Source organism: Lysinibacillus parviboronicapiens, assembly GCF_003049605.2.
Lineage (GTDB): Bacteria > Bacillota > Bacilli > Bacillales_A > Planococcaceae > Lysinibacillus > Lysinibacillus parviboronicapiens.
In genome coordinates this window covers 2,794,670-2,820,696 of the sequence record NZ_CP073713.1, presented here as the reverse complement: position 1 = coordinate 2,820,696, position 26,027 = coordinate 2,794,670, and the positions used below count along the sequence as shown (strand labels likewise).

Sequence of the window (26,027 nt, the reverse complement as noted above, 5' to 3'; positions counted from 1 at the left end):
GCTGTTTGCTATGGATTCGGTGGTAGGAGTAGCGTGTTTTAGAATGCACAATAGGTATAAAAATCTGGTTAACGGGCAAAACCTTTTATGAGACTAGTTTCATGAAGGGGAGAAAAAGCTATGAGTACAATTTTACAGGCAAAAAAACGTGATAAAGGAAGACGATCATCTTTATCACAGCTTAGAGATAATGGTGCTATTCCTGGAGTTGTTTACGGTTATCAAATGGAATCCACTTCAATCTCACTTGACGCAAGAGCATTTGCGAAAGTGCTTGCTGAAATAGGCAGTAAGAGTGTGTTCCAATTAGATGTCGAAGGAACGAAGGTAAATGCGGTATTAACAGAAATGCAGCGTAGTGCTTTAAAAGGATTTGTGAAGCATGTAGACTTTAAATCAATCAATATGTCTGAAGAGTTAGAAGTCGATATCCCAATTACAGTAGTCGGAGACGCCATTGGAGTTGCAGACGGTGGTTTCCTGTTACAGCCAAATCGTGAAGTTCGAATTAAAGTGAAGCCTGCAGAAATACCTGAAACAATAGAAGTGGATGTGACGGAAGTAGCAATTGGTACTTCACTTTATGTTGCAGATATTCGCCAAAAATGTGCTTTTGAAATTTTAAATGAAGACGACTATACATTAGTAGCGATTACACCGCCACCTGCTGAAAATGAACAACAAGAAACGGTCGATGAAACCCCTGAAGCAATAGAAGCAACCGGACAAAATACTTCTGAACCAAAAGAATAAAGGGTGATTAGAAAACGTCATAGAACATAGAACAACGTGTTGATGTATGACGTTTTTTCTTTAAAAGGTTATCAAAAAAATAGGGCCAACTCCAATTGAGGTGGCTCTTTTTAGCGTTTATACGTGAACAAAAAGCTCGTGAAATCGATAGGATGTCACAAGCTTTTACATATATACTATAAAGTTTTGGTAGACTTATACAACTGCGCTTTTAATGCCAGTCCATTTCATAAATAATCTCTCATTGCAGGCTAGCGCAAGTTGCACAATGGGTCCGAGCCCAAATGCCATCAATACTGTACCAACCCCGACAGGGCCTCCAAGTAAGAAACCAAGTATAGCGACTGTGACTTCCATCGTTGTACGAGCGCGTGTCACACTCCAATTAAACTTATGGACAAAAAGAAGCATTAATGTATCTCGTGGCCCAATACCCAAATTTGCAACCATGTACATCCCGCAGCCCCAGCCGAGTAAAACAAGCCCAGTAAGGTAGGATAATAATTGCATCCAAAATCCATCAATATCAGGCAACCAATAGTTAAAAATATCAATAAAAATACCTGCTAAGAACATATCCACAAATGTACCAGGAAGTGGCCATTTCTTTGTCACTAACATATCAAATGCTAAGATGGCTAGACCAATTAAAATAGACCAAGTACCAATAGATAAACCCAAAGTTTTTGTTAATCCAATATGTAAAACATCCCAAGAGCCGACACCAAAAAGCTGTCCTTTTATTGTCAAGGTTATACCAAAGGATAAGACCAAGATGCCTGTAAAGAAAAATAGACATCGCGTAAAAAAAGCTTGTTTCATACTTACTACCCTCATTCTGAAAATTCATGTTCTCCAAAAGAATATTATAACAAGAGATTGCGCATATTACCGAAGACTATCATTTCTTATTTTTCAAAAAAAAAGTGTTTTAGCTTAGACTAGGAAGGGCATTATAAAAGAGAATCAAGAGAGAGGATGGGATGAAATGACTTCTGTACGTGATGAAATTTTAGAAGTATTGAATCGTGAAAAAATAGGAACGATGGCAACAGTTGAGAACGGGAAACCATACTCACGTTATATGACCTTCCAAAATGATGAATTTGTATTGTATACAGTGACAAATAAACATTCAGAAAAACTAGAGGAGTTACAAAAGAATCCGTATACCCATATTTTATACGGCTATGAAAATGGCGGATTTGGGGATACTTTTGTTGAGATAGAAGGCAAGATGGCAGAAATTCATGAGGAAGGTTTGAAAAACAAACTGGCTGAATTTTTCACAGGTATTTTTATCGGCAACAACGATGAGATGGTAACATTAAAAATTGAACCGATACGTATGCGTCTGATGAATAAAAAAGGTGAGCCCCCAAAAGAACTAGAATTTACAGTAGAATAAATAAAACTTAAAAAAGTTCATTGAGCGGATGGTTTGTTTCAGACTGTAAATAAACTTGAACTACACCCCAATTGTTAGACACCTATCTAACAATTGGGGTGCTTTGTTGATGTTTAGATTCATGGCAACTGAAAAATTCCAAGATTTATGCGTGCGTGAGCCTAGCACATCTTGCAATGATTGCGCAAGTGAGTGAAACACTGGTGGTTTATTTTAGAAAAGTGAACACTAAATTATTCATGTTGTCAATACATTTAAAAATAAGGCCACTACATACAATGCTACTTGAATCTCTGCGGTAATTCATGCATGATAATTCATAAAGAAAAAGAGGGGAGTGCATAGAATGCCAATAAAACTACAACAACTTGCACAAAACATATTGACATCTCAAGGACAGGTAGAAGCAGACTTTATCTTGCGTAATGCCCTGGTAGCGGATGTTTTTACATTGACGTGGAAAAAGGCAGATATCGTTGTCAACAATGGACAAATAGTTGCACTGGACACACACAACCAATTTAAAGCTAGCTATGAGGAGGATGCAGCCGGACATTATGTTGTGCCAGGGCTAATTGATGGGCATATACATATTGAATCGTCTATGCTAACACCCGCTGAATTTAGTCGTGTGCTTGTGCCTCACGGGATAACAACAGTCATAACAGACCCACATGAAATTGCAAACGTTGCTGGTACTGAGGGAATTCAGTTTATGCTAGACGACGCTAAAAAAGCAGATATGGATATTTTCGTAATGCTACCTTCAAGTGTGCCAGGTACTAGTTTTGAAAATGCAGGAGCCACTTTAGGAGTTAGGGATTTAGCGCCATTTTTAGCTCATGAAGATGTACGAGGATTAGCGGAGGTTATGGATTTTCCAGCAGTATTGACTGGTGAAGCAAACATGCTTGAAAAGATGCTACTTGCACAGCAAGCAAACCTTGTTGTTGATGGACATTGCGCAGGCTTAAATCGTGCGCAAATTACAGGCTACCGTGCTGCTGGTATTCATACCGATCATGAATGTGTAACAGCAGAGGAAGCGCTAAATCGTGTAGAACAAGGGATGTATGTCTTAATTCGTGAAGGTTCTGCCGCAAAAAATTTACGTGATGTTTTACCCGCAGTCAATACATCGAATGCTCGTCGATTTGGTTTTTGTACGGATGATAAATACGTGGATGAATTGATCGATGAAGGTAGCATCAACTTTGATGTGGCCATGGCTATTGAAGAAGGTATGGAGCCATTACAGGCGATTCAACTTGCAACCATCAACACAGCTGAGTGCTACCGCTTGTATGATCGAGGGGCATTAGCACCGGGATATAAAGCAGATTTTGTTTTAGTGGAAAATCTAAAGGAAATGCGTGCGAAAGCAGTTTGGAAAAATGGGGTAAAGGTTGCTGAAAATGGCGTAATGCTCACAGCTCGTCCAGAAACGGCTGTACCAGCGCACATCCATCAATCCGTGCATTTGCCAACAGTGACGAAAGAAATGCTAACAATACCGTTTGCAAAAGGGAATAAGGCCAATGTGATGGAAATCGTGCCAAATCAGCTTATTACCAATCATTTGGTCGTAGATGTCCCTGTTATAGATGGCGTATTTGAACCGTCAGTGGAACAGGATCTACTAAAACTTGCTGTTATTGAGCGTCACCACAATTTGCATACGACGGGGCTGGGCATTGTCACAGGCTTCGGCTTGCAAAAAGGTGCAGTAGCGACAACCGTTGCACATGACTCTCATAATGCATTAGTGGTTGGCACAAATGATGCCGATATGCTAATAGCCCTTACACGGATTCAAGAAATCCAAGGTGGTTTTGTTATCGTAGCAAATGGTGAAATTATAGCAGAAATGCCTTTAACAATAGGAGGCTTAATGACGGATGCACCAGCGGATCAGGCGAAGGCACAATTAGCAGATTTGCATAATGCCTTACATGAGTTAAATCCACACTTAGATTTCCATTTCTTGTTGACATTCTCGTTTGTCGCTTTACCTGTTATTCCAGCCTTAAAACTAACAGACACAGGTCTATTTAATGTGACAACATTCCAGCATATAACTGTGGAAGCCTAACAAAATATAACGATGTTGTCCTATACGTATATGTCGTAATTAGCATTCTTGAAAAGAGAGCAAGGTTTAGAGCCTTTGCTCTCTTTTTGTGTGGATGCAGTTCTTTTGAGCCATTTTGTAAATTATTTGTACATAATTGAATAACAGGAAGTTCATTGGGTATATAAATAGAATAAAAAACGAGAAAAAAATAATTAGTCTGTAAAATAGAATCTTTGTTTAGATAGGAGGAGTGTGAAGATGGCAATACTTGTTGTTAAGAAGAGCATTATGCACCGCTATCAGAATATTGGGCAAGCTATTCAAGAGGCTGAGGCTGGAGATTTTATAGAAATTAGGGATGGTGTTTACGAAGAAAGCATTGATATTCCTAAAAGATTAATCCTCTATGGCGTGGGGAATGTCACCATCAAAGGTGGCGTGTTTATTCGATACCATACGCACGTGGAAATGCGAAATCTCCGTTTTAGTCAGGGTCAGGGGATTTATATTAAAGGGGACTTACAGTTAGAAAATTGCGTAATCGAGCAACAACTGGTAAGGACACAAGTCGCCGTCAGCTTTGGAAGTTTAATGATGAAAAATGTTGATTTACTAGCGAGTCCATTAAATCAATATGGATTGCGTATCGATAATGGTTCCAGTGTTGTCCTTACTGATTCAACAATACAACATCATACAAAAGCTCAAATCATAGCACAAAATAGTGAACTCGCAATGACAAATTGTATGTTATTAGAGGGACAAATGAACGCAATCTTTGCTATAGGTAATATGAAAATGGACATAGCCAATTGTGAGATTCATGGCCACCAGAAAACACAATTTGTTGCAGCTTCTAGTACGATTTCGATGAAAAATACGCTTATTCATCAAGGGCAGAATTTGGGCATGCAAATGTTTGATCACTGTAAAATGATGATGGAGCTTTGTGAAGTCAAACAACATGGCGGCACCAATATGGTCGTACATGAAAGTGAGCTAAAGGTCTCAGATTGTGTTTTTGCAGAAGGTCAAGGAAATGGTATTTATGTGGGAGAACACTCGAAGGCGCTTATCTATGCCTGTCAGTTGAGTAGACACAACAAGCCGCAACTTTTTATAGAAAATAGTAAAGCTGAAGTTCATAAATGCACGATAAGAAATGGCGCAACTTCAGGACTTACTATTTTTAATGAAGCCGACGTAACTATGACTGAATGTAAGATACAGCATCATCCACAATTTCATATTATTGTGGATGCGAGTGGTCTACAGCTAAATCACGCCATTATTGAGCATGGTCAGACAGGTGGTATTTATGGAAATGAACATGCGAAGATTACTCTAAAGCATACAACAATTCAAGAGGTGAACAGTCACCACCTTTATATCAATCATGCACGCTTATTTGTGGAAAATAGTACATTTGCTCATATCATTGGCAATGGTATAACTTGTATCGATGCCATTTTTGAAATTTTAAATAGTGATTTCATAAATGCTAGACAGAGCCCATATGCAATCATTTGGTCTGATAAATCGATGGGGCGTATCGAGAATTGCGATGTCCATGAATGTGAGCGAGTAATTTTAGCGATGACCAATCAGTCACTACTAGAAATCGTTAACACAAATCTTGCCAAGGTAAAAACGGCTGCCATTGTTCAAGAAAAGAGTCAATTATATGTACGAGGTTATGCACATGGTGCAACATGGCAAGGAGATGCCTCCTCGAAAATTATCAATAGTGACTTAAAATCAACAGTATCTAATGAAAACATACAACATATTGTGAACTTGCTAAGTACTGCAAACACCCTGAATGTACAGCAATTAAATAAAGAATTACAGATACCAGCTGAAGTATTACAGGAAATATCAACAATACTACGTAGTAAAGATATTAAAAAAACGATGTGAAACCAAAACATGACTAGAACAAGTAATTTCATTTTTTGAAATTACTTTTTTCTTTTTTTGGAAAGAATAAGGATGAAAAAGCCTGGAGTTAAAGGGAGATTGAAGATCAATTCAAAAGTTGTTAGAAAAGGTTTAAAATGTTACAAGAAAGGGTAATGTTAATGAGTTTAACTGTCGATTTTGAAGTAGAGTGCTATAAGTTCCTCTCTTAGAATTAGTTTTGAAATAAAAATACCCTGTTACATGATTTTGTTTTCTACGAATAAGTGGCACGTGTGCATGCTCGTCGATGAACGAAATGAACGGGTTTCCTGCTCATTCTTGAATGCCGCATGAGTACTGTTTGAAACAAATAGTAGGCCGGTAAGGTATATGATTGCCTAACTGTTTATCAAAAAACAACTAGCAAGGTATCCTACGTTGATGGCTTTGACTCAATTTAAAAAAAGCATTGAGGCAATGCTGGTTATCAAACTTTGTTACAATATATAAAAGGAGTTGACAAAAGTTCTTAGAAACATCCAATGTATAAATACAAGGCTTGACATGATTATTTGCTAAAAATGAACTGGATAGTAGCCTATACAAGCTTTGATGAACAGATAGCTTCTGCAAATTTTTTGTCTTACTTTTAGACTTTGTAAACTTCTACCATAGCACCATAAAATGTGAGCGGTTTCATTTACAATTTCCGACAAATTATAGGAATGATATCGATATATATAGACTAAATAGTATGCAGTTTTCATTTTCAGGTCTATTTATAATATTATTTCAAGAAAAAAAGTCGTAATTCTAGAAGCATAATTTTTACAAACAAAAAATTATAGCAAAAAAAGTAATGCTTATTGGGTACTGCAGAAAATATTATTAGAAAATTAAGTTTTTATATTGATTAATTTTGGTGTTTTATCCTATAATTAGTATAAATGATTCAATAATAGTACTATGTTAGTAATGCTCTAGATCTTTAGATAATGATTTCGGAATAATAAAATAGGTAAGTGGAATGGAGGTGAAAAAGGTATGTTTGGGCTTTCGAAGGAAGAAATATTGCTGCTGCTCGAAAAAGTGGAGTTGGCAGATAGTCAAAAAAATGCAATAGCTGATATCTTTCATCTTAACAATATGAGAATTGAACAACAGTTAGCATTTATTATCCACTTAGTAATAGATGAGCGCGAACGAAACATAGCAAACAATACATATTTAAATTAAACGTAAAAATTTCTGTCGGAAGTTAGAGAAATTTGTCTTTGACATAGTACATATCACTTGATGTCCTAAATAATGAATGGGCATAGAAAAAAAGGTGTCGTGTTATTTACGTTTTGCCGATATTCACCTTTAAACGATAATTCGAATAGGATATTAGCAAACAATCACAGAGTTAGGGCCTTCTACTAAACCTTTGTGATTGTTTTCTTCTCTAAATACTAGTATCCCTTTTTATCATTTATGTAGTTATATTAATGAGCACGAAAAAAGGATGTCATCAGCCTTCATTTAAGAAATTAATAAGGGAGAATCAAATTTTACATAGAAAAAATAACGAAATAGCTAGCAAAGTGATGAAGAAATTTTTCAGAAAATAAAAAAGTCTGTTAGCTGTGTAGGCCAACAAACTTGAAAGGGAGTAATGGCGTATTACATCATTATATTAATGATTTTGTAAAACAAATGATACGATTCACTTCTGTAAAACCAAGTTTTTGATGAACCGCCAAGCTGTCTAAATTGTGTAATTCGCAGTCACTCGCAAACTCTAGACAGCCTTTCATTTTAGCCCACTGCTCGCATGTTGCGACAAGTTGCTTGGCTAAACCATGTCCCCGATAGTCCTCTTTCACAAATAGCCCCTCTAAATAGCCGATAGGACTGGAACTTGTACCCTCCACATAATCCGTTCGCAGTTGACATTGAGCAAAGCCGACTGCTTCTAAACCTTGATAGGCTAGGAAGATTGCCGTGTTTTCAGTGGTAGTATGTAGCGTCATTTCTTCCATAAATGCCATGAGTGTATTGTTTGGCCAAAGTAATAGTGCTAATTGTGCTGCGGTCTGTGCATCTTCATTCCTCGCTTGTCTAATCATCCAAAAACCTCCTTCTAAATATTGTATAATCGATTGAGCTGTGAAATCAATGAACAAATTATCATAAAGCAGTACCTAGTTGAGGTTTATGGTGAAAAATGAAACTAATTGAATAGTAGACCGTATAGGTAATTATTAGAAAAAGTTTAGGAAAGCATAGCGTTGAAGCTCGGCCTATGCCCGTTCTTGATTTCAAAAAGCTACGTTATTGAGTCGGGAAACCCAGAACAAGGCAATAAATTGTTGCAGTAGTGAATGTATTCATATATTTGCTTACTTAAAAGAGTTGGTGAACTTTTACAACAACTGACGGAATTTTAAAGGAGTGCAGGTAACATGACATTGTTGCAAAGGTTAATTGACTAAGCAAAGAATCCTAAAGGATTTGTAGGGTCTGCGATTTTACAGATAATGAATGTTGCTCATCGAGGCATGAATAAATGGTTAATTGACAGTGGCACGATTAAAGATGGAGATATTGTATTATAAAACCAAAACAGAAATAAAGCACTTATTTAAAAGTGTCGGATTTCAAACGGTGAACAGCCATGAAGATACACAAAAAGGCTGGCTATGTATTAAAGGTATTAAATAGTTCAAATCATAGAACATCATTATTTTGAAATGGAGGTTGTATCGATGAAGAGATGTGCATGGGTAAAACTTGATGAGCCATTATATGTCGACTATCATGACAAGGAATGGGGTGTGCCCGTATATGACGATCAGCATTTATTTGAGATGCTATGTCTTGAGGGGGCGCAAGCAGGACTGAGTTGGTGGACAATTTTACAAAAAAGAGAAGGCTATCGTGATGCTTTCGATCAATTTGATGCGACGAAAATTGTTCTGTATACTGAGGACAAGCTGGCTGAGCTTAGAGAGAATCAGCGAATCGTTCGCAATAAACTTAAAATTGCAAGTGTTGTTACGAACGCACAAGCATTTCTTCGAATACAGCAACAATATGGTTCATTTTCGCATTATATTTGGGGCTTCGTCAATCATCAGCCCATCATCAATCATTGGTCTACCTTAGCACAAGTGCCGGTAACAACAACACTAAGTGACTGCATGAGTAAGCAATTAAAAAAAGATGGATTCAAATTCGTTGGTAGCACGATATGTTATTCCTTTATGCAGGCAACGGGAATGATAAATGATCATCTTGTTGATTGTTGTTGTCGTCAAGTGAATAGCGAGGTGCAGGGTGATGGACATTGATGAAATCAAAGCACGATTAATGACAAAGGCTACGATATTTGAAACTGGTGGCATCAGACCAACTAATAAGCTGCTTGAGAGTTGGTTTGGCGCCGTTGCCTGGTCATTGCCAGAACAGCAACAGCCAGAAGGATTTCAGCCACTGGCTACATTTTTTTTGAAAGAGTTACCTTTTGTACCTGCAGCAATCAGACATATCGAACTACTGACACTTTTTATCAGTGAAGAAATTTTTGATCATCTTGTTGAAGATGATCTTAGCCGTTTTTTTGAAATAAGAACATACCCGTCATTAAAGGGTCTAGTGCATCGTAGCTGGTATCATGACAACATACGAGCATTTCCACTAAAACCTCGTTTGGTTGACAATGATTGCCCTGCATGGGATGGTGGAGGTATACCGCTTGAGGTGGAAGAGGAAATAATACGGTACGAGAACGAAGAAGCTATGGAGTACTTTGACGATATTGTAGAGGAGATTTACGCTGTCCATAAACTTGGCGGATATCCAGCTTTTTGTCAAAGTGGCAATAATTTTGGTGAAGCCTATCCATTTGTTTTACAAATTGCCTCCGATAACAAGGCCCACTTCAATATCGTGGATAGTGGGAATTTTTATTTCTTTTACAATGGTGAGAACAACGATTGGCGTGTTCACTGTGATTTCTACTAACTGTGGCCTTCTAATAAAAAAAGTTTGATGGATGGACCTTTTTAGCATGGTTTTTTACCAATTATAGTTGAGGCGCATGAAGGTACTATGATAAAATGAAATCAAGATTGCAAAAGGCATATATTTGGCAATTTGAAGAGAAAAAGTATATACTATAGCTAGTGAGCTATTTGAAAAACATGCGGTACTTTGGCAGGTAATCGTAAGTGCCGTATATTTTAATAAAGCTGAAATGCGCAGCATGGGTAATTTCATCTTTTGATTAAATATTCACTACAATTAACAATTATTTCATTAGACAAATAAAAGAAATTAGTGTATAGTAAAACTAATAAATACATTCCTTAAGTGGAAATATTGAATTCACCTATTACAAAAAGTAATCGTGTTTATTCGGTACTTTTTGTAATATGTGAATTTTTTTATTTTATAGAAGAAATTATATATTACAATTTTATTTTTTGGAGGTTTTCTTAAATGAAACAAGGTACAGTAAAATGGTTTAACGCAGAAAAAGGTTTTGGATTTATCGAAGTTGAAGGTGAAGCAGACGTATTCGCTCACTTCTCAGCGATTCAAAGCGAAGGTTTCAAATCACTTGACGAAGGTCAAAAAGTTGAGTTTGAAGTGGAAGACGGTAACCGCGGACCACAAGCTAAAAACATCGTTAAACTTTAATTAACACATGCATTTCATAAAAAAGAGGCTTCCTTAGGGAATGCTTCTTTTTTTTATGTACATCAATGTTTATACATAGAAAATCGCAGTTTGAATGACTAGGCCGATGTCAGTACGATGCTATGTGTCGTAGAATGTAAAATACATCAATTGATATATAAGGAACACACCCATGTAAGCACCGGCTACTAAAAAGAGCGGATTCAAAAAAACGGCATGAATGGTTGTCATAAAAACTGCATCATCAACAATAATTTGATAGATGGAAGTGGCTGCGATACTGCCAAAGACAATCGAGGAAATTACTGCCATAGCATTAAAAAAGTGTCGAGTTTTATCGCTGTTATGTTGTAAGTAAAGCATCAGGATGGGAACAAGCAACGTAGTTGCAATTATTATAATTTTCAAAATATCACGTCCTTTGTTCCAGTATGCCCTTGAAAAATTGCGCATAATCAACAGAGAAATATCTAGAGGATAAAAATTCATGTTGGAAATAATAAATTGGCGAAAATTAAATTACAGGGACATCCACTACAAGCTATAAATTTGTCTCCATATTGTAGGTGATGAAAAGAGTAAATTTTGATTTACCAAAGAATTATTCTAGGCTTGTCACCGACAATCAGATTCTTTTGTCGGTGCCATTTTAGCAGTGTCTGGAATCCTGTGAAAATCATATTGTGTTAAAGCAAATTGAGTATGATATAAGTATTCTAGGACAAGTAACTTGCCCCCAGCTACACCGCACAAGATGCCTGAAGTCCCTTGACCGTTTGTCAATGAAATTCCAACTGGTTGGCCGATTAAATACTGAATTTTATGTTGCTATGGCATAATGGTCACTCCTTTCAATACATAATATGTTCTTAGTATCGTTAGGTGCTGATGCTCCGATAAAAACCCATGTTGCTAGCAAACGTAAAATAGGCATTGTCATAATTCCTATAAAATGAAATTCATTCAACGCCAATAAGAAAGGAGAAAACATTTGCTAAATAGACAGATGATTCAACGAAAAAAAATAAAAAGGGTGAAAAAATTGGAAAATAAAACAGTAGTGAAAAATGGCATTGGTTTTGGTGCAGTACTAGCTATCACAATATCATGGAGTGTCAATCACTCTATATTGTGGGCTATTATTCATGGATGTTTCAGTTGGCTATATGTTATTTATTATGCTTTAACAAGGTAAATTACCAAATTGCGTATTATTGTTCGCTGGACAGTAATTTGACGTCGTCAGCATATCGGATTAAGGTGCAAAAGTTTAAATGAATTTTGAAGCGGGTAAAAATAACAGAGGTTGTATTAATCGAAGAATGGAAAAAGTATATACCGTTCATATCTGAACTGAGCTTGGCATAAATAACTAAGTGCTGGTTATTGCGAATTGAAATAAACAGCTCACAATATTCGGAGAAAAGGGTGGGTGCCATTCACTTAATTGTGGTATATTGCAAATTTCATACAACTAAGACTGCATCATTGAAGAAAGGTTGATAAGATGACACATCAAGTTACCGCTACGAGCAATATTGATTTCGGTGCTACAGGCGTTGAGGAAATATTGCAAAATGTAGCTTATATTTTATCTACATTTGTAATTTCTTGTCCTCTATATGGTAGGAGGTCAAATACTGACGCACCTTTTTATCTTACAAAGAGACGGAATACCGCACGCATTATTGATAGCATTAGACGTTTCGAGCCACGTGCAGTTGTTATCGATGTAGATTATCTTGGAGACGTATTTGTTGGGAAATTAGAACCTGTAGTAAAAGTAATTGTGAATGAATAAAGCTTGGAGAAGAAGGGGAGTGGATAAATCTGCGGACCTTCCAAGTATACAAGTATGTTAGCGTAGCGATTGTTTAGAAGCATTGTTCCTATCCGAATATATTGGATCACGAATGGCTAGAACAATTCACTATGTATCTATAAAAAAATATGCCTTAAAAAGGATCTCTAAGAAGAGATCCTTTTTTTGTTATGCAACTGGATTTCTTCTAATACCGTCAATTTTTTGGCAGTCAATAACGACTGGTGTAGCCGCAGCAGCATCTCCGACTTCAAGGAAATAAGCACAGCAAGTTTTCGGATCTAATCTAATGAAAAGAACACCAAGGAAACTACCGCCACCTGATAATAGAACATCTACTAGCGTACCTGGTTCCAAGCATCTTAATAGATTACAGATACAACCTTTACATTTGTGCTCAAATTTATCATCGCATTTCTCTTTTTTGCATTTGTGTTTGTCATCTTCCTGTTTTTTCTTGCAATCACATTTATCGTGTTTACGCTCGCACTCATCGTCTTTGTGCCAGGAGTTGTCGTGTTTACATTCGCACTCATCCTGTTTGTGCCAGCATTTGTCGTGTTTACGCTCGCACTCATCGTCTTTGTGCCAGCATTTGTCGTGTTTACATTCGCACTCATCATGTTTGTGCCAGCATTTGTCGTGTTTACGTTCGCACTCATCATGTTTGTGCCAGCATTTGTCCTTTTTCTGTTCGCAATGTCTACACTTATCATGTTTAGAATCGCACTTGTCGTGTTTATGCTTACATTTCTCCTGCTTATGTTCACACTTTTCAAATTCACAGTAACATTTATAGTGATTGCATTTGTCACCTTTATTTAAATTGTTATAATTCCAATTCATATACTTATAATATCTATTATCTTGCATTCTGTAATCTCCCTTTTATGTTAGTTTTTTAGTAATGCGCGCGCTGCCTTACACTAATAATCTATGAAGGTTGGTTGAAAGGAGATTGGTAATTTGTCCTGTGAAAAGATTAAAATATAAAAACTTGGTATTAAAAAATAAGTTGTATGATTACCTAAAGGCTATGAATACTATAACAATGCTATTTTAATGAAAAATTTAGATAAACTTTTGCCTTAAATCTGCAACTTTGATTTCCAGCAAAGAGTGTACGCTGTCAGTAATCGGTAAAAAATATGAGATAGTAGATAAAAAATAAAGTCAGAAAATGGTATAACTTCAAATAACAATTGATAACATACAGCGGAAAATCAAGTGTTATAACATTCATTCTGTTATGCATATTTATCAACATATTCCTAGGGTCTGGTTCATAATTTTTTTAGTATTTATTTGTAAAATAAAGCATATTTTATGTAAAATGAGAATGGAGAGAATGGATGAAGGGACTAAAAATGAGTTTTTTAATTTTATTTTTATTGATATTCATCACAGTTGTACTTATAAAAAATAACGCATCTCCAAGTGAACAATCTCTTCACAATGATATTAGAGACAATTATGCTGAGGAAATTGGTGAAAAATTACAAAGCTCAAGCTTTACGAAGGAGGTTTTACAGGCTTTAAGAGCGGATGGCTACTTCCCCGACAGCACAGTCGGCTATTTAGTGGATTCCCCGGATAAACAATTTATTTCAATTTACTTACATAACTCAGATAAATTAGACAAAGCGTCGAAGGAAGAAATTCAAAAAATTATTAATCGTGTGGCGAAAAATAATAATTTAAATTCATTCATTGTTGATATAAAGGAAACAAATTAAGATAAATTGTAAGTATGACAAAGATTAAGGCAGCCCAACGGATTGTCTTGGTCTTTTTTCTTGGAAATTACGCTATGGTATAATTGTTTACGAGGAGATGAAAACTGTGAAAATTTTAGTTTTAGGTGCAACGGGTCGGGTCGGTAGCCATATTGTTTCACTTGCACTACAAGACGGTCACCATGTTACTGCCTTAGTACGTACACCGAATAAAGTGGAAATAAAAGATACTAATTTAGACATTACTCATGGCAACGTATTAAACCAACAGGACATAGAATCTGTAATGTCTGAAATTGACATTGTAATTAGTGCATTAAATACGGATGGCACAAATACACTTACAGAAAGCATGCGAATGATTCTTGAAACAATGAAAAAAGCAAATGTGAAACGAATTATTACCGTTGGTACAGCCGGAATATTACAAAGTCGGTTAAATCCTCATTTACTCCGTTACCAGTCGAGTGAATCCAAACAGAAAACTACTTTTGCAGCACAAGAGCATCACAAAGTCTTTGACATGTTAAGCCAATCTGACGTTGATTGGACAATTGTCTGTCCTACATATTTGCCTGATGGAGAATATACTGGCGTATATCGAACAGAACGGAATTTCCTGCCTGACGGTGGAACTAAAATTTCAGTGGCGGATACTGCTGAATTTACTTATCAACAAAGTGTATGTAATGAATATTTGCAATCTCGTGTTGGCATTGCATACTAATAATTGGGGGATTTTTCTTCCCAACAGTGAATGAGATGATATTTAATTTGTAATATCAACGAGCTTTTATTTACTGTATGATTACTTTCAAGAAAAAAAGGGCAGGTTGCTCAAAGTCATTTCTTATGAATAGTACTCGAAGACATAAAAATACTCCCCTTGGAAAAACAGATTTTTAATGTTAAATCTGTCTCGCTAATGGGGAGCATTTGATAGAGGAACTTTTTATTGTATTAGCAATTATTTTTCATGATTGTTCTTGTCGCCTTTTTTATGATTTTAACGGTTGCGTTTGCTTCAGATTCTTTGTGCCATTTTTCACAGATAGTTAGTACCCAATTTGCTTGAGTTTTACTTGCGTCGTTTAACCAATTGCCCACAGAATCTTGCACATATTTTGATGGATCTGCTTTTAGTAAATCTAAAAGGGGTAATGCTTTATGTGGTTCTTGCTTAAGGATCTCAATATGTTTTGTCCAAACTCCCCGAGGTCTCATAGATTCAACTGCAAAACGTCGAATATTTTCATTATCATCCTTAGCCCATACAGTTAACAATTCCACACTTTTATCTATATCTTCGGAAAGATCCTCTCTTATCGCCATCCAAGCAATTTCTCGTACGCCAAAATGATGATCCGCCGCAAAATGTCTAATAAATGACAGTTTTTCTTCTAGAGTTTGTTGGCGATTTTTATTCATAAAGGCTGCCCAACATCTTACACTATCAGATATATGATTGGCGCAGTATGTCAATATTTCTAACCTTTTTGCCTCATTTTCTTCAACCATTACTGTAGTTAGTAAATCACTAGTGGTACGAATCGCTTTCATCCCCGTAAAAGCATTTTGATTGGCCATTTCGGTTAATAGTACATCCATTTTTCCCTTTTCCAAATTGAATGACGGTATTACATGCTTTAACAATATTTGATGATTGACAGCTTGCCATTCAATAAGATTTACACTCTCAATTAACCCGCGATTTAGCAAATCTAGTATTTCACTTGGGATATCACTGCTCTTCCTAGCCCCTTTTCGATTCAGAACGTGTTCATGTATCATTCGTTAGTTCATCCTTATTTTAGTATATTTGTAAAATATGAATCTATTTTAATTGTAACGTAACTATAAATCCACATCAACTTTAGAAGGAGGGGCGGGAAAGCGATTCATATTTTCTTTATACTAAAACTTCAAACAAATATTATAAAACGCGTATGACTACTTTAATTAACAAAGTAATCATACGAATTTTTAATTAGAAGTGTAATCGATACGATGATAAATAACTGTCGGACGAAACCACTTCCTCTCTTTATGGCAACCTGCGAGCCAACAATTGACCCAAATATTTGAGCAGTTCCCATTACAAGACCATAAACATAGTGAACGTGATCTAGATACATAAACATTAAAAGGGCTGCCATGTTACTGCCAAGGTTCAACAATTTTGCATTACCCGCAGCTTTTAAAAAATCGGTGCCAATCATGAGAAAAGCAAAAATAAAAAAGGAGCCAGTGCCAGGGCCGAGGAACCCATCATAAAATCCAATCGCAAAGAGCAGAAAAATAAACCCAGCCAATTGTAAAGGGGATAATTTCTTAATGGCTGAGATGCTACCCCAGTCTTTTTTGAAAATGGTATAGACAGCAATAGCAGCGAGCATAAATAGCATCAATGGTTTTAATAACTCTGGACTGATTGATGTGACGGTCCAAGCACCAAACATAGAGCCGAAAAATGCCAATGGAAAATATTTTTTGACCGAATGAAAATCAATTTTTCCAGAACGATAAAATGTAATGGTTGAAGTAGATAACCCTATCGTACTAGCTAGTTTACTTGTAGCGATGGCTGTTGTTGGATTTAGACCAAGGAATAATAATGCAGGTAATGCAATGAGTCCACCCCCACCAACGACAGAATCAATAAACGCGGCGAGAAAGCCAAATAGTATGAGTATTAGTAATAATTGTAAATCCAGCTGCATATAATCACTCTTTCATTTAGTTACTACTGAAATAGTAACTAATGTAAACTTGTTTGTAAAGTATAAGTTTTATCGCTATATAAAACGGAATATGACTATAATAAAGAAAATGGAGGGGTTCACTAGTGGAATTAATTAACCAATTAAAACAGTTAGGCTATACAGAATATGAGGCGAAGGCATACATAGCATTGGTACAAAATAATCATGTGACAGCCTATCAAGTAAGTAAGCATTCAGGTATTCCACGTGCACGAATTTATGGAATACTTGATTTATTAGTTGAAAAAGGTCTTGTAATGAAAGAGGAAACACCAGAAATAACAACCTATACGGCATTAGCGGTATCCGTATTTTTACAAAAGGTAGAAAAGCATTGGCAGTCTAGTTTTAAATCCATGTCAAGTAACTTAGAATCCTTAGAACAACAGGAGCCTGTGGAGGACAATAAAGTTTTAAGTATTAAAGATAAGGATACGATTATAACTTATTGTCAGTCGATGTTAAAAAAAGCGAAAAAAAGAGTGCTGATATCGATGTGGGATGATGTCTATGAGGAACTACGAGAAGACTTGCAAAAGGTGGCACAGCAAGTGAAAGTGCATGGCATTACACTGCATGTGACGGAGCCGTTAGCTTCATTAGACCAACATCGTGTGACTGATTTTACGGAAAAGACTACTACGGACCATTGGTTTATATTATCAATCGATGGAAAAGAAATGATTTATGGACCATCTCCTGCTAATCGTGAGCTTGCGTTCTTTACAGATGATCCCATTCATATTTATTTATTAGAAGATTATATTTGGCATGATGTACTAGTAAATCGGTTAGTAAAGCGTAGCAAAGATGATTTAGGTGATTGGATTACAAAAGAACGACATGCGTTTTTCGGGGCCTAAATTACTCACTTTTTCATAAAAGTGTCGTAATGGCAACCTTGCAAATTTTTCAATGAGCAATATCGACGAAGGAAAAAAAGAACCTTGCCAATGGAAAGCCCTCTGTTGCTGTACTGTGTCCTGTAAATTACTGATTGGAGTTTCACTGTATCCCGCATTAACGGTCAGTAAGACGCTAAGGTGGAGAATTAACTGACCGTAAAAGCCCGATTGGTTCAACTACCAATCAGAAGAACACTGATTGGAGTTTCACTGTATCCCGCATTAACGGTTAGTAAGGCATCACCTATGGACGACCAACTGACCGTAAAAGCCCGATTGGTTCAACAACCAATCAGAAGAGCACTGATTGGAGTTTCACTGTATCCCGCATAACGGTCAGTAAGACGCTAAGTGGAGAATTAACTGACCGTAAAAGCCCGATTGGTTCAACAACCAATCAGAAGAGCACTGATTGGAGTTTCACTGTATCCCGCATTAACGGTCAGTAAGACGCTAAGGTGGAGAATTAACTGACCGTAAAAGCCCGATTGGTTCAACTACCAATCAGAAGAACACTGATTGGAGTTTCACTGTATCCCGCATTAACGGTTAGTAAGGCATCACCTATGGACGACCAACTGACCGTAAAAGCCCGATTGGTTCAACAACCAATCAGAAGAGCACTGATTGGAGTTTCACTGTATCCCGCATAACGGTCAGAAAGACGCTTAAGGTGGAGAATTAACTGACCGTAAAAGCCCGATAGGTTCAACTACCAATCAGAAGAGCACTGATTGAATTTTCACTGTATCCCGCAATAACGGTCAGTAAGACATCACCTATGGACGACCAACTGACCGTAAAAGCCCGATTGGTTCAACTACCAATCAGAAGAGCACTGATTGGAGTTTCACTGTATCCCGCAATACGGTCAGTAAGGCATCACCTATGGACGACCAACTGACCGTAAAAGCCCGATAGGTTCAACTACCAATCAGAAGAACACTGATTGGAGTTTCACTGTATCCCGCAATAACGGTCAGTAAGACGCTCACGGTAGAGACTTAACTGATCGTAGAAAGCCCGATAGGTTCAACTACCAATCAGAAGAGCACTGATTGGAGTTTCACTGTTGAATTTTCACTGTATACGTTTAGCGGGGCAAAGGAGCGGGTAAAAAACCATTACGATTGACCACAGAAATGGTCTACATCGTTTTATCCCGAGGTGCTGCGCAAAAAGCAGTTAAAATCTACGAACCCGGAAATAACAACCGCAACAAAGGAGAAAGATAACATGTCAATTACAAGTACAGCAAAAGAGGATTTAAAAGCACTATTTAAAGAAGCTAAAACAAGAGGGATTTTAAAAATTGATCATAGCGATCGAGTAGACCGCATGAGTGATGGTGATGCACTCGGTTTGCTTATTTCGATGGTAAAACGAACTTTATAAAATATCAGTTACTCAACCATACAAACGATAATTAAATTAAAAAATGACCAAGATAGCAAAGAGCTATTTAGGTCATTTTTGCTTATTATTTGACTCATTGGAGGGTGAATGTAGTATTTTGGTGACGCAATCTAACTTTGATGACAAAAAAATTATGTGGTAGCTACATTTTTGAATTTGACAATATGTATACGTTTGTATACAATACGAATGTGATAAAGTGTATACATATGTATACAAAGGAGGAGTTTATTTTGAGAGATGAAAGATTTAAGGAATTTAAACGTGGTGAGCGACATGAGGGAAGAGAAGGCTCACATCAACGAGGTGGGCGACACAAAGGACGAGAAGGTTCGCATCAACGTGGACCGAAAACCTTTCGCCGAGGAAGAGCAATTGCCTTTTTAGAAATGATGAATCTGAAGCGTTCGACTATTAAGCAACAATTAGAGTTACCGGAGTTTCAATCTATTCAAGCGATTTTAGTTGGTGAATTAAAAGCAATTGATATGATTATCAACGAATTTACGCAATTATTCGAAATACATGAAAGTGAAGCAATGGATACGTCCGATGAAAATGTAGTGAAAGATTCTGAGTTGAACAATGAAAAGTCATTAGAAAATGGTATGGAGGATACTAAAATTAATGAAACAAATTAATCGTTATATCGATTCATTATTTCAAAATCAAGATATCCTTTTGGAAGATGTTTTAGCATCCATTGAAGCAAACGGGATGCCCTCTATCTCGGTGTCTCCATCCTCTGGAAAACTATTAACGATGCTTACATCAATTTCAGGGGCTAAAAATATACTTGAAATAGGCGCTCTTGGAGGTTATAGCGGAATATGTCTTGCTAGAGGGTTTGGTAGCGATGGGAAATTAATTTCTCTTGAATTAGAAGAGAGATATGCACAGCTTGCATACAACAATTTATCGAAAGCCGGTTTTGCCAATCAAGTATCATATCTAATTGGGCCAGCTTTACAGAGTCTTGAAAAACTAGTTAAGGAAAATCAGCAATTTGATTTATTCTTTATCGATGCGGATAAAGATAATTATGAAAATTATTTAAATTGCTGTATTCGACTTGCAAATCCGGGGGCCTTGATAGTGACTGATAATGTACTTGCTAACGGTAGTGTCGCAGACTCCAATGTTCAACCAAAACGATATACTGAAATAATGAAAAAATTCAATGAAATTGTCGCCAATCATCCTCAACTAGAATCTGTGATAGTTCCAATCGGTGATGGGATGACGCTTTCAAAAGTGAAGAAATAAAAGGCATTTAGCGACTATGGAATTTTGTGCAAGCAAACTCGATGCACATGCTTATATGCCGATAGACGGATAGAATCCTCGAAATGATGGATAGACCACATGAGAAGGAAATATGAAAAGGGTCACTTTCCTATCTAAAGTGACCCAAACCAACAAATCAGGGATGTAAGGCTAATTTAGCTTTACACTACTATTACTATGATGTGATTGCTATCTTTGTATAGTTTATTGCCCGAGAAATAGATTTTAAATAAATGTTTATACAAACACTGTATCTAAGCAGTAAAAGCTACATAAAATTGTTGGTTGTCGAATGATTCAGGCTAAAAAAATTGTCAGGTTAGGTCAATCGACAACTTAATATTTGCAAATGAGAAGATTGTCCAATGGGTTGGTGCAATAATTAATGTTTAGTTCTTACCAGTTGGTGGTTCTGATTGGCAAGAAAATATGAAAAGGGTCACTTATAGAAAGTGACCCTTAAAATCTATCAGGAATCGGCAAACCAGATTACTAATACGTGATAGCTAGTAAAAGGAGTTTACGTTAATAGATGAAACTTGCGCCAACAATAATTAGCAGAATAAATAGCACAACGATTAAAACGAATGATGAACCGCCGTAGCTGTTGCCATAACCTTCATTTCCCATAATATCTCCCTCCTTTCTACAATCTATAATATGTATAGATGTAAAAATGAGAGACGGTGTTAATCATAAACAATGAATTAATTTTAGTAAAAAAATTTAAACGTTAATTAAAATATGTTTAACAAAAGATAAAAAAAGGGTCACTTGGGTGAAAGTGACCCTAGTAACAAGTTTCGGAGGTGCAAAGCTAGATTAGCTTTACACTACTATTATTATGTGGAGTTAGGTATGTTTGTATAGTTCTTTGCCCGCGACTGGCCAATTTAAAATAAATAAAGGTAGATCCAGTACAAAAATAAGCACAATATGTCGATGGAGTAGCCAAAAGGTTACTTCTTTTTTTATAAAATGAAGGAGCTATCTCTTGAAAATACATCGTGTGCGATATAAAATGATCGTATACGATATATTTAGGGAGGTGAGTTTAAACATTAAAGCATTATTACTAGAGAATCAGTTATGTTTCACGGTTTATACAGCCGCTAATCAATTTACAAAATTGTATCGCCAAGTATTGGAACCATTTGATTTGACTTACCCGCAGTATTTGGTATTACTCGTATTGTGGGAACAAGATAATCTTGTCGTAAAGCAAATTAGCGAAAAATTGAGTTTAGGCATAGGTACTTTAAATCCGATATTAAATAAGCTTGTTGATAAAGGTTGGGTCAAGAAAAAAACTTCTTCAATTGATAAACGAGCCGTTGTCATTTCGTTGACAGAGAAGGCAAGCTTGATGGAGACATCGATTACAGAAAAGCTCGTTGAAAAAATGACGCATTGTGATGCATTAACTGAAATTGATGGAGATTTAAGAGCACAGTTACAAAATTTAAACGTGATATTATCTCAATTGATTGATATGGAGGAAAAAAGATGAGTATTTATGATATCAAAGTAAAATTAGAAGATGGTTCAGAATATAGTTTAGAGCAATATAAAGGTAAGGCGTTGCTCATTGTGAATACAGCCACAAAATGTGGGTTTACACCACAATTTGAGGACTTAGAAGAATTATACAAAACATATCAAGCACAAGGATTTGAGGTACTAGGATTCCCTTCAGATCAGTTTAAACAAGAGGTAGATTCAGCCACAGAGGCGGCAGAAGCCTGCCGTTTAACATATGGGGTTACATTCCCAATGCATGAAATTGTAAAGGTCAATGGTAAAGAAGCACACCCACTTTTTGAGCATTTAACAACGCATTCAAAGGGATTTCTAGGAAGAAGCGTTAAGTGGAACTTTACAAAGTTTTTAGTAAATCGAAACGGTGAAGTTGTATCTCGCTTTGCTTCAACTGATAAACCTAAAAGCTTCGAGGACGAAATTAAAAAAGTTTTATAATCACGTGTGCAAAAAGAACACATAAAATACGGTCCCAAAGACATGCAGTGTAGTAACTGGATGTCTTTCTAGTATTTATCTTTTATAGTATTAGCAGGTGAGGAGACGACAAGCGACTATTGCTAATAGGCAATGTGTTTGAATAATATTCGATGTCGATGTATTATCAATGACCATGTATTATGATTTACAATATTTGTATCTGTATTTTTTTAAAAGATTTATAAAGTCTTTATTAAAATACATAAAGAGTCACATCTAACCAGATGTGGCTTTTTGTTATGCATTTAATAACTATGTGCGGAAGATGACAAATGATTTAGGAAGAACGCATACATGAATTCTCGATTACCTTAGACGACACAGTTGATAGATACAGTAACGGCAAATAACCATTGCAGTGTGAAAACATTACGAAAGCCGACTGTGCAAGGCTGTTGGTCGTAAGCACAAGGAAGTGAACATTCAGCACATTTAATAAGTAAAGATTATCATATCTACATGGTCTATAAGCGATTTATGTAGGAACGTTTGCAAGCAACGAAAGCACCAAGTTTATCAATGAAGTGAGGTGGTAATATGCAATTTACAGATGGTACATGGACATTTGAAACAGAAGAGATTGAAGCAACTGTCAAGAATCCTCAACGAGAAGGGGAGGAGCGGGACATGCTGAATGCATTTGCTCGCTATGCTTACTATCGATACAAGCAGATAAGAGATTGTGTAAATCCTCGTAAGTGTAAATACATGTGGATTGATAAAGTACGTGAACAATTAAAATCACCGGCTAAAGTACGGAGAGTATGTACTTTATTAAACATTACAGAAGAGGAAGTACATTACATTGTAGCTTTTGTTAAAAAGTATTTAAAGTATGTAAAATAATCCGCTAGTTAAAAAATGGAAAGAACTCATATTGTCGAAAGTTTGACAATATGAGTTCTCCTTTTTTATGTGCCTGTTTTACATGGTATTTTTTCATTGAAAGTCTTGCAATTGGCTGAGCCATTAAAAGTTCAATCCAAATGCTATAGCAAAATTTCTTAGTCAAAGCTACAGGAAGTTTAAAATGGTACTAGACTAATCCGTTTCGTACCAGTAATATTCAATAGAACTCTAAAAGTAAAATCAACTGTTTGTCCGATGAAAACGGGTATCCCTGTTCTTACAAGTGGCCCTACATATTAATACTAATAAAATAACCATTACCTACATAATCAGAAGAATCTAAATGTATCTAAATAGATTTCTTTATTAAAGCCATGTTCCAGTCCAATAATGATAGGGGCAATGATCACATCTAACGAGGTGCATCTTTTCTAATGTTGCAGGGATTATTCCGAAAAACTTTTGTTATTTATAATTTTTAAAATGGGTATAATTGTTTATTTTATAATTTTGATAAGTGTTACATTAAGACTATGACATTCTGTTTTATTTACATTTTTAGGTATTACAACCCGGCTGTTTTGTATTGACATGGTAGTTCTTATGGATAATAATAGATAATAGATATCAGTATTTGTTTTTTTTTAGGTATAAAGAATTAACATGTGTCAATGAATATAATGGCTTTGGAAAGGGGAAATTTAGATGATAGGTAAAAGTATAAAGCGAAAATTATTGTTTTTTACATTAGGTTTACTGTTATTGTCATCTGTACTTAATGCCGTATTAGGTGTGTGGATAGTTGGTAAAAATAGCCGAGAAGTTCTAATTGAAAAAGCCCATGAACAGGTTTTTGAAATGGCAAAGCAAGTGGAAATGATATTAAATGCAGAGAGCGATCCCATTTCATCTCTACAAGAATATGTGCAACTAAAGGAAGAACAAGATAATGTAACGTATGCTATTATTATTGATACTAATGTTCAAGCGGTGGCACATAGTGACAAAGAAAAATTAGGAAAAGTATATGAAGACGACTACACGATAGATGGTGCTAAAAACGGCAAGAAACAATTTACAAGATGGTATGCTGAAGTGCAAGGTATATGGACGTATGACATTATGGAGCCAATATATAAAGATGGCGAGCTTTATGGAGTTATTGACATTGGGGTGCCTGAAAGCGGCATTAAATCCATTATAAATACTGTACTAATTTATCAGATTATTATAGGCGTCGTAAGTTTTTTAATTATAGGTGCTTTAATGTGGTGGATTATTGGTCGTATTGTTGCAGCTATTAAAAATCTTGAAAACGTCATTCATCAAACCGCAAGCTTAGATTTTACGGATAGTCCAGAATTAGAGAGTTTATTAAATCGACAGGACGAAATCGGACTTATGTCAAAAGGCATTTCAGGCATGAGGACGGCATTAAAGGATGTTACCGTTAATATACAAAATACCAGTTTCGAGTTATCAGATTCCTCAAAGATTTTAATGCAAATCTCAGATGATACGGTACGTACAACGGATGAAATTAGCTCAGCCATTAATGAAATAGCAAAAGCAACAGAAGATCAGGCTAATGATACAGAAAAAGGTGCGGAACAATTAAATCAACTTTCTGAAAACATTGATTGTGTTATTGAGCACACAGAAAAGATAGCGTCCATGACGGCGGATATTGATAAATTAAGTAGTCAAGGTGTGGAAACCGTTAACCAACTCTCTATCTGGTCTGAAAAGAATCGCGTGTCTTCACAACAGGTAAGTAGCATCGTGCAAGAAGTAGATAAAACTTCATCTGACATATCAAGTATTATTAATACGATTACAGAAATCTCTACTCAAACGAATTTATTAGCATTAAATGCATCTATAGAGTCAGCTCGTGTAGGTGAAGCAGGAAAAGGTTTCGCAGTTGTTGCGGATGAAATTCGAAAATTATCTGAACAGACTTCTAATGCAACTGAAGATATTAAAAACAAAATCACGGCTATTCAAGACATTTCTAAAAGTGCTGTACAGGAAATTGGTACGAGCCTAAGCATTGTCGAGCAAAATGCTAAAGCTACTGAAAATACGAGTGAAATATTTAATACCATAAAGACAGCTCTTGATCAAACAAGTAAAGTGGCACAAGAGGTGAAACAGTTATCTGATGAGATGAATGAGCGCAAAGAGCAAATCATTAGTGCTGTTCAAAACATTGCTGCTTCTGCAGTAGAAACCTCTGCTGGCACAGAACAAGTTTCCGCTTCGGCACATGAACAGCTAAAAAATATCGAAACTGTTTCAGAAAAAGCAAACGCCCTATATACAATTGCCGATAATTTAAGTAAAGAAATGAAGAAATTCACTATTTAATATTAGCAAAAAAGTAATAGCCAACAGTAATCGTAGAG

29 protein-coding genes are annotated in these 26,027 nt (G+C 36.1%); 21 read left to right on the top strand and 8 right to left on the bottom strand.

Features of this window, described 5'->3' with window-relative positions:
* Positions 1-120: 120 nt before the first annotated feature.
* Positions 121-753: a 50S ribosomal protein L25/general stress protein Ctc gene (locus tag C9J31_RS13625; RefSeq protein WP_107926707.1), complete on the top strand. Its 633-nt coding sequence runs from the start codon at positions 121-123 to the stop codon at positions 751-753.
* A gap of 195 nt (positions 754-948) precedes the next feature.
* On the opposite strand, the gene C9J31_RS13620 is transcribed toward C9J31_RS13625, so the two are convergent.
* Complete coding sequence (locus tag C9J31_RS13620) at positions 949-1,575, bottom strand: YczE/YyaS/YitT family protein (RefSeq protein WP_107951605.1); 627 nt, start codon at positions 1,573-1,575, stop codon at positions 949-951.
* 166 nt (positions 1,576-1,741) lie between these two features.
* Here C9J31_RS13620 and C9J31_RS13615 point away from each other — a divergent pair, with 166 nt between their 5' ends.
* The 4 genes from C9J31_RS13615 to C9J31_RS13600 all read left to right on the top strand — a co-directional run bounded on the left by C9J31_RS13615 (position 1,742) and on the right by C9J31_RS13600 (position 7,373).
* Positions 1,742-2,161, top strand: a complete 420-nt coding sequence (locus tag C9J31_RS13615) for a pyridoxamine 5'-phosphate oxidase family protein (protein WP_107951604.1) — start codon at positions 1,742-1,744, stop codon at positions 2,159-2,161.
* Positions 2,162-2,507: 346 nt separating this feature from the next.
* A complete protein-coding gene (ade, locus tag C9J31_RS13610) occupies positions 2,508-4,253 on the top strand; it encodes an adenine deaminase (protein ID WP_107951603.1) in 1,746 nt (581 codons plus the stop codon).
* Positions 4,254-4,493: 240 nt separating this feature from the next.
* On the top strand, positions 4,494-6,155 hold the full coding sequence (locus C9J31_RS13605) for a right-handed parallel beta-helix repeat-containing protein (RefSeq protein WP_107951602.1): 1,662 nt from the start codon (positions 4,494-4,496) through the stop codon (positions 6,153-6,155).
* A gap of 1,026 nt (positions 6,156-7,181) precedes the next feature.
* Complete coding sequence (locus C9J31_RS13600; protein WP_107926697.1) at positions 7,182-7,373, top strand: hypothetical protein; 192 nt, start codon at positions 7,182-7,184, stop codon at positions 7,371-7,373.
* A gap of 437 nt (positions 7,374-7,810) precedes the next feature.
* On the opposite strand, the gene aac(6') is transcribed toward C9J31_RS13600, so the two are convergent.
* Positions 7,811-8,248: an aminoglycoside 6'-N-acetyltransferase gene (aac(6'), locus tag C9J31_RS13595; RefSeq protein ID WP_054768687.1), complete on the bottom strand. Its 438-nt coding sequence runs from the start codon at positions 8,246-8,248 to the stop codon at positions 7,811-7,813.
* Between the two features lie 639 nt (positions 8,249-8,887).
* On the opposite strand from aac(6'), the gene C9J31_RS13590 reads away from it, so the two are divergent.
* The 3 genes from C9J31_RS13590 (at position 8,888) to C9J31_RS13580 (ending at position 10,823) form a co-directional block, all read left to right on the top strand.
* Positions 8,888-9,472 carry a DNA-3-methyladenine glycosylase I gene (locus C9J31_RS13590; RefSeq protein ID WP_107926695.1) on the top strand — a complete coding sequence of 195 codons (585 nt, stop codon included), beginning with the start codon at positions 8,888-8,890 and terminating at the stop codon, positions 9,470-9,472.
* Entirely contained in the window at positions 9,462-10,145 is a 684-nt protein-coding gene (locus tag C9J31_RS13585) for a DUF1963 domain-containing protein (protein ID WP_107951601.1), read from the top strand. Before C9J31_RS13590 ends, C9J31_RS13585 begins: the two co-directional genes overlap by 11 nt.
* A 477-nt stretch (positions 10,146-10,622) precedes the next feature.
* The gene (locus tag C9J31_RS13580) at positions 10,623-10,823 is read left to right on the top strand and encodes a cold-shock protein (RefSeq protein ID WP_010859579.1); all 201 of its coding nucleotides are present in this window, start codon (positions 10,623-10,625) and stop codon (positions 10,821-10,823) included.
* Between the two features lie 120 nt (positions 10,824-10,943).
* On the opposite strand, the gene C9J31_RS13575 is transcribed toward C9J31_RS13580, so the two are convergent.
* Complete coding sequence (locus C9J31_RS13575) at positions 10,944-11,231, bottom strand: transposase (RefSeq protein WP_107951600.1); 288 nt, start codon at positions 11,229-11,231, stop codon at positions 10,944-10,946.
* A 207-nt stretch (positions 11,232-11,438) separates the two neighbouring features.
* Entirely contained in the window at positions 11,439-11,642 is a 204-nt protein-coding gene (locus tag C9J31_RS23730) for a hypothetical protein (RefSeq protein ID WP_238602228.1), read from the bottom strand.
* Positions 11,643-11,814: 172 nt separating this feature from the next.
* Between C9J31_RS23730 and C9J31_RS13570 the strand changes: the two genes are divergently transcribed.
* Together C9J31_RS13570 and C9J31_RS13565 are read left to right on the top strand one after the other, a co-directional pair.
* Positions 11,815-12,018: a hypothetical protein gene (locus tag C9J31_RS13570; protein WP_425312802.1), complete on the top strand. Its 204-nt coding sequence runs from the start codon at positions 11,815-11,817 to the stop codon at positions 12,016-12,018.
* Between the two features lie 312 nt (positions 12,019-12,330).
* Entirely contained in the window at positions 12,331-12,624 is a 294-nt protein-coding gene (locus C9J31_RS13565) for a GPW/gp25 family protein (RefSeq protein WP_054768686.1), read from the top strand.
* Between the two features lie 189 nt (positions 12,625-12,813).
* On the opposite strand, the gene C9J31_RS13560 is transcribed toward C9J31_RS13565, so the two are convergent.
* Positions 12,814-13,002, bottom strand: coding sequence for a hypothetical protein (locus C9J31_RS13560; RefSeq protein ID WP_235616397.1), 189 nt, complete (start codon positions 13,000-13,002; stop codon positions 12,814-12,816).
* Positions 13,003-13,161: 159 nt separating this feature from the next.
* On the opposite strand from C9J31_RS13560, the gene C9J31_RS13555 reads away from it, so the two are divergent.
* The 3 genes from C9J31_RS13555 to C9J31_RS13545 all read left to right on the top strand — a co-directional run bounded on the left by C9J31_RS13555 (position 13,162) and on the right by C9J31_RS13545 (position 15,108).
* On the top strand, positions 13,162-13,470 hold the full coding sequence (locus C9J31_RS13555) for a hypothetical protein (RefSeq protein ID WP_193767238.1): 309 nt from the start codon (positions 13,162-13,164) through the stop codon (positions 13,468-13,470).
* Positions 13,471-14,012: 542 nt separating this feature from the next.
* Positions 14,013-14,381, top strand: a complete 369-nt coding sequence (locus C9J31_RS13550; protein WP_153062550.1) for a hypothetical protein — start codon at positions 14,013-14,015, stop codon at positions 14,379-14,381.
* 106 nt (positions 14,382-14,487) lie between these two features.
* Positions 14,488-15,108, top strand: a complete 621-nt coding sequence (locus tag C9J31_RS13545) for an NAD(P)-dependent oxidoreductase (RefSeq protein WP_107951598.1) — start codon at positions 14,488-14,490, stop codon at positions 15,106-15,108.
* A 233-nt stretch (positions 15,109-15,341) separates the two neighbouring features.
* Here C9J31_RS13545 and C9J31_RS13540 read toward each other — a convergent pair whose 3' ends face one another.
* Complete coding sequence (locus C9J31_RS13540) at positions 15,342-16,172, bottom strand: DNA alkylation repair protein (protein ID WP_107951597.1); 831 nt, start codon at positions 16,170-16,172, stop codon at positions 15,342-15,344.
* A gap of 164 nt (positions 16,173-16,336) precedes the next feature.
* Complete coding sequence (locus tag C9J31_RS13535; protein WP_107951596.1) at positions 16,337-17,101, bottom strand: TSUP family transporter; 765 nt, start codon at positions 17,099-17,101, stop codon at positions 16,337-16,339.
* A gap of 125 nt (positions 17,102-17,226) precedes the next feature.
* Here C9J31_RS13535 and C9J31_RS13530 point away from each other — a divergent pair, with 125 nt between their 5' ends.
* The 4 genes from C9J31_RS13530 to C9J31_RS13515 all read left to right on the top strand — a co-directional run bounded on the left by C9J31_RS13530 (position 17,227) and on the right by C9J31_RS13515 (position 20,730).
* A complete protein-coding gene (locus C9J31_RS13530; RefSeq protein ID WP_107951595.1) occupies positions 17,227-18,006 on the top strand; it encodes a TrmB family transcriptional regulator in 780 nt (259 codons plus the stop codon).
* A gap of 1,278 nt (positions 18,007-19,284) precedes the next feature.
* The gene (locus C9J31_RS13525) at positions 19,285-19,443 is read left to right on the top strand and encodes a hypothetical protein (RefSeq protein WP_193767202.1); all 159 of its coding nucleotides are present in this window, start codon (positions 19,285-19,287) and stop codon (positions 19,441-19,443) included.
* A gap of 254 nt (positions 19,444-19,697) precedes the next feature.
* Positions 19,698-20,105 carry a hypothetical protein gene (locus C9J31_RS13520; RefSeq protein ID WP_193767201.1) on the top strand — a complete coding sequence of 136 codons (408 nt, stop codon included), beginning with the start codon at positions 19,698-19,700 and terminating at the stop codon, positions 20,103-20,105.
* Positions 20,092-20,730: an O-methyltransferase gene (locus C9J31_RS13515; RefSeq protein ID WP_107951594.1), complete on the top strand. Its 639-nt coding sequence runs from the start codon at positions 20,092-20,094 to the stop codon at positions 20,728-20,730. Before C9J31_RS13520 ends, C9J31_RS13515 begins: the two co-directional genes overlap by 14 nt.
* 546 nt (positions 20,731-21,276) lie before the next feature.
* Here the strand turns inward: C9J31_RS13515 and C9J31_RS13510 are convergent.
* Positions 21,277-21,381 (bottom strand): YjcZ family sporulation protein, encoded by a 105-nt coding sequence (locus C9J31_RS13510; RefSeq protein ID WP_107927074.1) that lies wholly within the window; start codon positions 21,379-21,381, stop codon positions 21,277-21,279.
* 364 nt (positions 21,382-21,745) lie between these two features.
* On the opposite strand from C9J31_RS13510, the gene C9J31_RS13505 reads away from it, so the two are divergent.
* The 4 genes from C9J31_RS13505 to C9J31_RS13490 all read left to right on the top strand — a co-directional run bounded on the left by C9J31_RS13505 (position 21,746) and on the right by C9J31_RS13490 (position 25,989).
* Entirely contained in the window at positions 21,746-22,261 is a 516-nt protein-coding gene (locus C9J31_RS13505; RefSeq protein WP_107951593.1) for a MarR family winged helix-turn-helix transcriptional regulator, read from the top strand.
* Positions 22,258-22,728 carry a glutathione peroxidase gene (locus C9J31_RS13500; RefSeq protein ID WP_107927069.1) on the top strand — a complete coding sequence of 157 codons (471 nt, stop codon included), beginning with the start codon at positions 22,258-22,260 and terminating at the stop codon, positions 22,726-22,728. Before C9J31_RS13505 ends, C9J31_RS13500 begins: the two co-directional genes overlap by 4 nt.
* A gap of 579 nt (positions 22,729-23,307) precedes the next feature.
* Entirely contained in the window at positions 23,308-23,616 is a 309-nt protein-coding gene (locus C9J31_RS13495) for a hypothetical protein (RefSeq protein ID WP_107951592.1), read from the top strand.
* 708 nt (positions 23,617-24,324) lie between these two features.
* Positions 24,325-25,989: a methyl-accepting chemotaxis protein gene (locus C9J31_RS13490; protein ID WP_107951591.1), complete on the top strand. Its 1,665-nt coding sequence runs from the start codon at positions 24,325-24,327 to the stop codon at positions 25,987-25,989.
* Positions 25,990-26,027: the final 38 nt, after the last annotated feature.

Coding starts and splice junctions, on each gene's coding strand:
- C9J31_RS13625 (WP_107926707.1), top strand. CDS start 121: ATGAGTACAATTTTACAGGCAAAAAAACGTGATAAAGGAAGACGATCA.
- C9J31_RS13620 (WP_107951605.1), bottom strand. CDS start 1,575: ATGAAACAAGCTTTTTTTACGCGATGTCTATTTTTCTTTACAGGCATC.
- C9J31_RS13615 (WP_107951604.1), top strand. CDS start 1,742: ATGACTTCTGTACGTGATGAAATTTTAGAAGTATTGAATCGTGAAAAA.
- ade (WP_107951603.1), top strand. CDS start 2,508: ATGCCAATAAAACTACAACAACTTGCACAAAACATATTGACATCTCAA.
- C9J31_RS13605 (WP_107951602.1), top strand. CDS start 4,494: ATGGCAATACTTGTTGTTAAGAAGAGCATTATGCACCGCTATCAGAAT.
- C9J31_RS13600 (WP_107926697.1), top strand. CDS start 7,182: ATGTTTGGGCTTTCGAAGGAAGAAATATTGCTGCTGCTCGAAAAAGTG.
- C9J31_RS13590 (WP_107926695.1), top strand. CDS start 8,888: ATGAAGAGATGTGCATGGGTAAAACTTGATGAGCCATTATATGTCGAC.
- C9J31_RS13585 (WP_107951601.1), top strand. CDS start 9,462: ATGGACATTGATGAAATCAAAGCACGATTAATGACAAAGGCTACGATA.
- C9J31_RS13580 (WP_010859579.1), top strand. CDS start 10,623: ATGAAACAAGGTACAGTAAAATGGTTTAACGCAGAAAAAGGTTTTGGA.
- C9J31_RS13565 (WP_054768686.1), top strand. CDS start 12,331: ATGACACATCAAGTTACCGCTACGAGCAATATTGATTTCGGTGCTACA.
- C9J31_RS13550 (WP_153062550.1), top strand. CDS start 14,013: ATGAGTTTTTTAATTTTATTTTTATTGATATTCATCACAGTTGTACTT.
- C9J31_RS13540 (WP_107951597.1), bottom strand. CDS start 16,172: ATGATACATGAACACGTTCTGAATCGAAAAGGGGCTAGGAAGAGCAGT.
- C9J31_RS13535 (WP_107951596.1), bottom strand. CDS start 17,101: ATGCAGCTGGATTTACAATTATTACTAATACTCATACTATTTGGCTTT.
- C9J31_RS13525 (WP_193767202.1), top strand. CDS start 19,285: ATGTCAATTACAAGTACAGCAAAAGAGGATTTAAAAGCACTATTTAAA.
- C9J31_RS13515 (WP_107951594.1), top strand. CDS start 20,092: ATGAAACAAATTAATCGTTATATCGATTCATTATTTCAAAATCAAGAT.
- C9J31_RS13510 (WP_107927074.1), bottom strand. CDS start 21,381: ATGGGAAATGAAGGTTATGGCAACAGCTACGGCGGTTCATCATTCGTT.
- C9J31_RS13500 (WP_107927069.1), top strand. CDS start 22,258: ATGAGTATTTATGATATCAAAGTAAAATTAGAAGATGGTTCAGAATAT.
- C9J31_RS13495 (WP_107951592.1), top strand. CDS start 23,308: ATGCAATTTACAGATGGTACATGGACATTTGAAACAGAAGAGATTGAA.
- C9J31_RS13490 (WP_107951591.1), top strand. CDS start 24,325: ATGATAGGTAAAAGTATAAAGCGAAAATTATTGTTTTTTACATTAGGT.